6 protein-coding genes and 1 tRNA gene are annotated in these 6,626 nt (G+C 50.2%); 3 read left to right on the top strand and 4 right to left on the bottom strand.

The window, feature by feature from the left end; genetic code table 11:
* Positions 1 to 59: 59 nt before the first annotated feature.
* Positions 60 to 755: an N-acetylmuramate alpha-1-phosphate uridylyltransferase MurU gene (murU, locus tag HMPREF9370_RS01220; RefSeq protein WP_009115429.1), complete on the bottom strand. Its 696-nt coding sequence runs from the start codon at positions 753 to 755 to the stop codon at positions 60 to 62.
* Positions 756 to 863: 108 nt separating this feature from the next.
* Between murU and HMPREF9370_RS01215 the strand changes: the two genes are divergently transcribed.
* A tRNA-Lys gene (locus HMPREF9370_RS01215) sits at positions 864 to 939 on the top strand.
* A 203-nt stretch (positions 940 to 1,142) separates the two neighbouring features.
* Positions 1,143 to 1,655, top strand: a complete 513-nt coding sequence (locus HMPREF9370_RS01210) for a c-type cytochrome (protein ID WP_009115428.1) — start codon at positions 1,143 to 1,145, stop codon at positions 1,653 to 1,655.
* A 91-nt stretch (positions 1,656 to 1,746) separates the two neighbouring features.
* On the opposite strand, the gene HMPREF9370_RS01205 is transcribed toward HMPREF9370_RS01210, so the two are convergent.
* From HMPREF9370_RS01205 to thiE, 3 genes are all read right to left on the bottom strand, one after another.
* Complete coding sequence (locus HMPREF9370_RS01205; protein WP_009115427.1) at positions 1,747 to 3,003, bottom strand: NRAMP family divalent metal transporter; 1,257 nt, start codon at positions 3,001 to 3,003, stop codon at positions 1,747 to 1,749.
* A 181-nt stretch (positions 3,004 to 3,184) separates the two neighbouring features.
* Entirely contained in the window at positions 3,185 to 3,757 is a 573-nt protein-coding gene (locus HMPREF9370_RS01200; protein ID WP_009115425.1) for a TMEM165/GDT1 family protein, read from the bottom strand.
* Between the two features lie 294 nt (positions 3,758 to 4,051).
* Positions 4,052 to 4,678 carry a thiamine phosphate synthase gene (thiE, locus tag HMPREF9370_RS01195; protein WP_009115424.1) on the bottom strand — a complete coding sequence of 209 codons (627 nt, stop codon included), beginning with the start codon at positions 4,676 to 4,678 and terminating at the stop codon, positions 4,052 to 4,054.
* A 159-nt stretch (positions 4,679 to 4,837) separates the two neighbouring features.
* Here thiE and HMPREF9370_RS01190 point away from each other — a divergent pair, with 159 nt between their 5' ends.
* Positions 4,838 to 6,418, top strand: coding sequence for an inorganic phosphate transporter (locus HMPREF9370_RS01190; protein WP_009115423.1), 1,581 nt, complete (start codon positions 4,838 to 4,840; stop codon positions 6,416 to 6,418).
* Positions 6,419 to 6,626 lie beyond the last annotated feature (208 nt).

Here is a 6,626-nt window from a genome sequence, read left to right as displayed (position 1 = left end):
GCCTGTCTGAAAACCGTAATCACCGCTTTCAGACAGGCATTTCAATTACCAATCCAACCCTACCAGCTCTGCGCCAACTTATCCGCCTCGGCCAACCGCTCAACCGTACCCACATCCAGCCACAGGCCCTCGTGCGCCTCTCCGCTGACCAAGCCCTTGTTCATCACCTCACGCAAGAGCGGAGCCAATTTTGCTGGCTGCCGAACCGGCGTGTTGCAAAACAGTTTCGGGTCATACACGCCCATACCGCTAAATGTCATTCTTCGGCCCGAACCGGCTTCGGAAGCTACCAAGCCGTTTTCCAGCAAAGAAAAGTCACCTTTAAGGTTGTGCTCGGGATTGGGTACCAGCCACAAATGAGCCAGCCTGCTTTCTTTTTGAAGCCTGTCTGAACAAGCCCTAGCCGCCGAAAAATCGATATCGGTCAACACATCGCCGTTGATTACCAAAAAAGGGGCCTCGCCCAATAAGTGTAAAGCCGTAGCAATACCGCCCGCCGTTTCCAGCCCTTTCTCACCTTCCGCCGAATACGCCAGCGACACGCCGTAATCCGAACCATCCTTCAGCGTATTCACAATCTGATTACCCAGCCAGGCATGATTAATCACAATTTCAGTGAACCCGGCTTCACGCAAGCGATGCAGATGCCAACCAATTAAAGGCTCTCGCCCCACTTTTAATAAAGGCTTTGGCGTAGTATCCGTCAAAGGCCGCATCCGCTCGCCCCTGCCCGCCGCCAGAATCATGGCTTTCATTAAGATATTTCCCTGTTAAGCAAACAGCAGAATTGTACCGCAAACCCAACTTGCCTTAAAAAATAATTGACAAGCTTTTCTTTGCTGTTTAAAATATGCAGCTTATTCGGGTCGTTAGCTCAGCCGGTAGAGCAGCGGACTTTTAATCCGTTGGTCGAAGGTTCGAATCCTTCACGACCCACCAATTTCTCCAAGCCCAAACCTTGCGTTTGGGCTTGTTTCATTTCCAAAGCATGTCAATTCATCAATAAACAGCAATATATACTCAAAAACGCTTGACACGATTCCTGCTCCTGTTACATTGACAATGCAGGCTTCATTCTATGTGCCTCTCAAGGCATAAGCCGCAAAAACATAAAACATAATGAATCATATGAGGACCAAACCATGAACAAATCTCTCTACACGCTCGGCACACTGGCCGCGCTCGCTCTTCTTTCCGCCTGCGGCGGCCAAGGCAATAATGCCGCAGGCAACGCATCGGCTCCTGCTGAAAACACCGCTGCTTCAGGCGTGGCATCTGATGCAAAAGCTTCCATTAAAGCCCGTTCTGATTTAATGGAGGCATTTAAAGAAGATGTCGGCGCTATGGGCAAAATGGTAAAAGGCGAAACGCCGTTTGATGCTGCGGCATTCCAAAAAGCTGCCGACAATCTGGATGCCAATTCCGGTAAGCCGTGGGAACACTACACTGCGGAAAGTGCCAAAGAAGAATCGGAAGCCAAGCCTGAAATCTGGAGCAAACCGGATGAGTTTAAAAAAGAAATTGAAAAATTCACCGCAGCAACTGCCGCTTTGAAAACTGCGGCGGCTTCCGGCAAACTGGATGACGTGAAAAAACCGTTTGGCGCAGTGGGTCAAAGCTGCAAATCCTGCCACGACAGCTTCCGTGCCGAATAATACCGGCGTAGCCTGAACCTATAACAATGCCTGTCTGAAAGCCCGAATTACCGGTTTTCAGACAGGCATTGTTCTACCGGCTCAATCAACGCTAAGCCAGCACACCGCTTTGGTTCAATAAAAACAACACGGCAAAGCCGCTCAAATAAAGCAGGCCTATCCAAGCCAGCCCCATCAGCCAGGGTTGCAGCGCATGCTTGCCTTTGCGTACCAAACTCAGGTTCAGCCACGCAAATACCGGCGTACTCACAAACGAGGCAATCATGGCAAATTTCAACATAGCCAACACCGCGCCTTTGAAAAACAGAATCACGCACAGCCCCGTTACCGCTGCAAACACAATCCACACAGCCAGAATCCGGTTGGTATTGCGTTCCCCGCCCACAATCAAGCGCAACGATTCCATATTGGTACGCGAATAGCCGTCGATAACGGTAAGGGTTGTGCCATACATACAGGCAAACGCAATGAATGTAACCAGCCAGCGCGACCATTCGCCTATGGTTGAGGCATACATATCAATCAGCTGACCGATATAGGCGCCGCCAGCCATCTTTACTTCCGCTCCCGAACCATATTGCACCAACGCGCCCAATGCGAGGAACACCAGCGCCAGCAAAGCCGTGCTGATATAGCCTACGTTAAAATCAAACAAGCCGTCTTCATAGCTCACCTTTTCCAGCTTGCGTTTGGTTGCGACCCACATTGAATTGATGGCTGAAATTTCAATCGGTGCCGGCATCCAGCCCATCAAAGCCACAATAAATGCCAGCGCGCCGAGATTCCACGGGCTGGGTTCGATAAAATCTGCCTGCATCTGCGCACCTTTGGTTGCCGCCACAACTACCGCCGCCACAGTGGTAATGGTTAAACTGATCATGATGATTTTCGACATGCCGTCAACCGTGCGGTACGGGCCTACCAAAAGCAGCAACACCGAAGAAGCCAACACCGCAACCGAAAGCCCGTTCATCGACCATTCGCCCGGCAACACAAAACTTAAAATGGCGGCACACAACATACTCACCGCGGCCGTGTTAATCACAGTGGCAAAGAGATTCATCAGGAAAAACACCCAAAGGTAAACCCGGCTCTTTTCCGCATAACCTTCCAACAGTGTTCTACCCGTTTCCAGCGTATATTGCGGCGCAAAGCGGAAAAACGGGTATTTAAACAAGTTCGCCAACACAATAATCAACGCAAGCTGCCAACCGTAAAGCGCGCCGGCCTGTGTGGAAGCAATAATGTGCGAACCGCCTACCGCCGCCGAAGCCATCATAATACCCGGCCCCATCGCCCGCAGCCTGCTGCGCCAACCCGACGCGCTGTTTACTGTTTGTTCGTTCATATCCAGTCTTTCATGCTTGTGCTTACACACAGCCTTAATAGTTTATCTGAAAAAATATTCCGCAGAATTATAGTGGAGAAATCGGGCCGCAGTAATAAAATCATTAAATTAAAACGCTTGATTCAGAGTTCAACAAAAACAGGCATTGCCTGCATACAATGCCTGTCTGAAAAATTTCCGACTATCCCAAACTGATTCCGCCACCCATTAACGTGAGCAAACCCAAAATGCAGAATAATACGCAGGCAATGATTCTCACGGTAGCAACAGGGATTTTCTTCATCAATATTTCACCCAGATACACTACCGGAACACTAGCCAGCATCAAACCCAAAGTACTGCCAACCACCACCCAAAACATGCTTTGATATTTTGCCGCCAGCAACACCGTGGCAATCTGGGTTTTATCGCCCACCTCGGCCAAGAAAAATAAAATTAACGTTGCGCCAAACGCACCATACCGCAACCATTTGCCTCCGCTCTCATCATTTTTATCGGGTAGCAAAAGCCACAGACCGACAGCGATAAAGCTGAGGCCGACAATCCATTTCATGGTTTCGGGCGCAACCCATTCGGCAATCCATACGCCCAACACGGCAGAAACAAAATGATTCAGTAAAGTTGCCACAAAAATGCCGGAGACAATTGCGCTTTTCTGCGCAAAACGGGCGGCGAGAAAAAGAGCAAGCAGTTGGGTTTTATCGCCGATTTCGGCAATGGCAACCGCCAGCGTTGAAGAAAAAAAAGCTTCCATAGCAGAGCACTCAAAACCGTGCGGGCAAAAAATTAAGACATACCCCAGCACGCCCGCCGGCGCCGGATATGCCTTAAGTCTTGCCTGTTTCTACTGAAGCAGAAATACCGCTGCCATGCTAGAAAGCAATTATGTTGACAACGGTTTCGGGCGGGCCTGAAACACCGCCTGAATGGCTACTCCCCTAAGAGCTGCGGCACATTATAGCCGATTTGCCGCAAATCGGGGAAAATGTTTCAGACAGGCATTACATTTAAAATCAAGAAATATGCCTGTCTGAAAAAATACCATGATTTAATCCCACAAAGCCTGAAACGCCTTTACAGCCGCTTCTGGGTCGGCAGCCTCCGTTACTGCGCGCACCACCGCCAGCGAAGCCACGCCGGTTGAGAGCACTTCTCGCGCATTGTTCAAATCAATACCGCCAATCGCCACCACCGGCGTATTACCTGCTTGCCGCACATATTCGCGCAATTTCTCCAAACCTTGCGGCTCGGATTTCATCACTTTTGTTGTGGTTGGAAACACCGCGCCGCTTGCAACATAGCTCGGGTTGACCGATAAAGCGCGGTCAAGCTCGGCCACAGAATGCGTACTCAAGCCCAATCTCAGACCGGCATCGGCAATCTCCTGCAAGTCGGCATCATCCATATCCTCCTGCCCCAGATGCACACCGTGGGCGCCGGCAGCAATCGCTTCCTGCCAATAATCGTTGATAAAAAGTTTGGTACGGCTGCCCTCGCAGGCCTTTACACAACGCATGATTTCCTGAAGCAGAGCATCGCCGCTAATTGTTTTCGTGCGTAACTGCACCGTATCGGCACCTGCTCTCACCATACGTTCTACCCACTGAGCATCAGGCACAACCGCATAAAATTTCAAAGGGCTATCCACCCCGACAAATCTTAACATTTTAGACATAATTCTCTTTCAGATACCGGTTAACCCAATTATAATATCAATGAAATACTGGTAATTTATGATAACTACCGTGTATTTTGCATACGTTTTAAATCCATTACAAATTAAACCAAGGTTTAAAACGTCGCCCCTACCCCCGTATTTAACAAGGAAAAAGTCATGGCCCAGGCGAAAACCGGTCCGATGCACAAAACCAATCTCTTTTTTGCCGTCATGCTTATCTGCATGCTCGGCTATTTTATCTTCTGGGGTTTGGATTACACCCAGAACAACTACACCACAGTATTTCTGCTCGCGACAATATTCGGCGTATTCATGGCCTTCAACATCGGCGGCAATGATGTGGCCAACTCTTTCGGCACCAGCGTCGGCGCAGGAACACTGACCATCCCCCAGGCGCTGGTGGTAGCCGCCATATTTGAAGTGAGCGGTGCGGTAATTGCAGGCGGCCAGGTAACCGAAACTATCCGCAGCGGCATCGTCAACCTCGGGGCATTGCCTTTGGAGCCGATGCAGTTTGTGTTTATCATGATGTCGGCGCTGCTTTCCGCCGCTTTATGGCTGCTGTTTGCCACCTACAAAGGCTTGCCTGTTTCCACCACCCACGCGATTATCGGTGGCATTGTCGGCAGCTCTATCATGCTCGGTTACCAGCTTGCCGGCGGAGAAATGTCGCTTTCGCTGGTGAAATGGAACGCCATCGGCTCGATTGCCATTTCATGGGTGCTTTCCCCCGTGCTAGGCGGCTTGGTTTCTTATATCTTGTTTTACCAAATCAAAAAACACGTGTTGGATTACAACGACGCAGCAGAAGAGCGGCTCAAGCAAATCAAAGCCGAACGCAAGCTGCACAAAGAACAGCACAAACTGAGCTTCGAATCACTGGAAGAACACGAAAAAATCCAAGTCGCCACCGCCATGGCGCGCGACGCACAGATTTACAGCGAGCAGGATTTCGACCCCTCCGAACTGGAATCCCACTACTACAAAGGCCTCTATGAAATCGACCAGCGCAAGCAAGGCGTAGATGCCTACCGCGCGCTCCATTCATGGGTGCCGATAATTTCCGCAATCGGCGGCATGGTGATTGCTTCCATGCTGATTTTCAAAGGCTTGAAAAACCTTGACTTGGGCATGAGCACCATCCAAAGTTTCCTGATTATCGGCATGATCGGCGCCGGCATCTGGCTGGCCACTTTTATCTATGCCAAAACTTTAAAACGCAAAGATTTGGGCAAATCCACCTTTTTGATGTTCAGCTGGATGCAGGTGTTTACCGCCGCAGGCTTCGCATTCAGCCACGGTGCCAACGACATTGCCAACGCCATCGGCCCGTTTGCCGCGATTATGGATGTTTTGCGCACCGGCGATATCGGCGCATCCGCCCCCATACCTCCGGTGGTGATGCTGACTTTCGGCATCGCCTTGATTGTGGGCTTATGGTTTATCGGTAAAGAAGTGATTGCCACCGTGGGCACCAACTTGGCGAAAATGCACCCTTCTTCCGGCTTTACCGCCGAATTGGCCGCCGCCTCGGTGGTCATGATGGCCTCACTGCTCGGCCTGCCCGTGTCGAGCACACATATTTTGGTCGGCGCCGTATTGGGCATCGGCTTGGTAAACCGCAACGCCAACTGGGCCATGATGAAACCCATCGGCTTGGCTTGGGTGATTACCTTACCCGCCGCGTCCATACTTTCGGTTATCTGCTTTTTGATATTGAACGCCACTTTGGGCTAACCGTAAAGCATAATCTTTTTGTCCAAGCGTATACGCTATCGCCAATAAGCTTTTTTGTTATGCTTTCGCTATGCCTAGGTTTGACCCGGGCATAGCGAATACTCTACATTTTAATCGGATTCATTCTATTCGGATTTATTCTATTTCGAGCAACATTCCCCGATTCACGCCGCGCAATTCGAGCCGGAAAATTAAGCGGCATCAAGAA

Origin of the sequence: Neisseria wadsworthii 9715 (assembly GCF_000227765.1) — a bacterium.
Classification (GTDB): domain Bacteria; phylum Pseudomonadota; class Gammaproteobacteria; order Burkholderiales; family Neisseriaceae; genus Neisseria; species Neisseria wadsworthii.
Note: the sequence above shows the minus strand (reverse complement) of the source record. Positions and strands in the feature narration are given on the sequence as shown.

Excerpts from the sequence above, each read along its gene's own strand:
- thiE (WP_009115424.1), bottom strand. The coding sequence starts at position 4,678 with ATGTCTAAAATGTTAAGATTTGTCGGGGTGGATAGCCCTTTGAAATTT.
- HMPREF9370_RS01205 (WP_009115427.1), bottom strand. The coding sequence starts at position 3,003 with ATGAACGAACAAACAGTAAACAGCGCGTCGGGTTGGCGCAGCAGGCTG.
- HMPREF9370_RS01200 (WP_009115425.1), bottom strand. The coding sequence starts at position 3,757 with ATGGAAGCTTTTTTTTCTTCAACGCTGGCGGTTGCCATTGCCGAAATC.
- HMPREF9370_RS01210 (WP_009115428.1), top strand. The coding sequence starts at position 1,143 with ATGAACAAATCTCTCTACACGCTCGGCACACTGGCCGCGCTCGCTCTT.
- murU (WP_009115429.1), bottom strand. The coding sequence starts at position 755 with ATGAAAGCCATGATTCTGGCGGCGGGCAGGGGCGAGCGGATGCGGCCT.
- HMPREF9370_RS01190 (WP_009115423.1), top strand. The coding sequence starts at position 4,838 with ATGGCCCAGGCGAAAACCGGTCCGATGCACAAAACCAATCTCTTTTTT.